This window comes from Shewanella sp. MBTL60-007 (genome assembly GCF_019654915.1).
Lineage (GTDB): Bacteria > Pseudomonadota > Gammaproteobacteria > Enterobacterales > Shewanellaceae > Shewanella.
In genome coordinates, this window is record NZ_BPET01000144.1 from 1 (window position 1) to 1,209 (window position 1,209).

At 54.3% G+C, this 1,209-nt stretch carries 1 protein-coding gene; it reads right to left on the bottom strand.

The genetic code is table 11. The annotated features are described in order from the left end of the window. A partial coding sequence (locus K5Q92_RS23720) for an Ig-like domain-containing protein (RefSeq protein WP_259649691.1) occupies window positions 1-1,209 on the bottom strand: 1,209 nt, incomplete at both ends.

Below are 1,209 nucleotides of genomic sequence, written 5' to 3' on the forward strand. Positions count from 1 at the left end.
CGCCACCGTTAATGGTAAGCGTGACATAGCCGCCAGCTTCAAAGTCAGTACCATCGATAGTGACTTGCAGCTGTACGTCATCAGCACCAATTTCAGCTTGGGTGAGCAGGCCATCGCCTGGGTTACCATCATCAACAATCAATACCGTCGGCGCATTTGGGGGGGTATCATCAACTGCACCTACCTCAAAGGTCACTTCACCAACGTCAGACAAGTTGCCATCGCTTAAGGTGTAGGTGAAACTCGGATCAGTTTGAGTTGGATCGCTGCCATCGTGGGTGTATTCAAAGGTGCCGTCAGCTTTCACACGCACGGTGCCACCTTCAACGGTGAGTGTCTGACTCCAACCGTCTTGGTCAAAGACCAGTTCGGCGCCATTAACGTGGGTGATACTCAGCGGATCATTTTCAGGATCACTGTCTGCGCCATTGCCATTATCGGCGATGAGGTTGCCACTGATGAGTGCACCTTCATTGACATTAAAGTGATCATCTAGGGCAACAGGGGCGTCATTGGTTGGCGTCACGGCAGGCGTATCACTGTCTTGGCCTGTGAGGCTACTGTCAGAGACGGTGAGATCCACTGCTGGTAAGGTACCGCCATTATTGACGAAGTCCGCACCGGCTTGGGTCAAGACCACTTGGCCATTTACGATAGCGTAGTAGCCGTTGTTATTGGTGCCCGGCGTGAAGTCGACCGTGAGCGCATCGCCATCTTCATCGTGGGTGGTGTAGGTGGCAGCAACGTCACCTTCGCCGGCACTGTTCTCAACGAAGTCGTTGGCCACGACATCGATGGTCGGCGCATCATTAGTTGGGGTCACGGCAGGCGTATCACTGTCTTGGCCTGTGAGGCTACCGTCAGAGACGGTGAGATCCACTGCTGGTAAGGTACCGCCATTATTGACGAAGTCCGCACCGGCTTGGGTCAAGACCACTTGGCCATTTACGATAGCGTAGTAGCCGTTGTCATTGGTGCCGGGCGTGAAGTCGACCGTGAGCGCATCGCCATCTTCATCGTGGGTGGTGTAGGTGGCAGCAACGTCACCTTCGCTGGCACTGTTCTCAACAAAATCGTTGGCTACGACATCGATGGTCGGCGCATCATTAGTTGGGGTCACGGCAGGCGTATCACTGTCTTGGCCTGTGAGGCTACCGTCAGAGACGGTGAGATCCACTGCTGGTAAGGTACCGCCATTATTGACGAAGT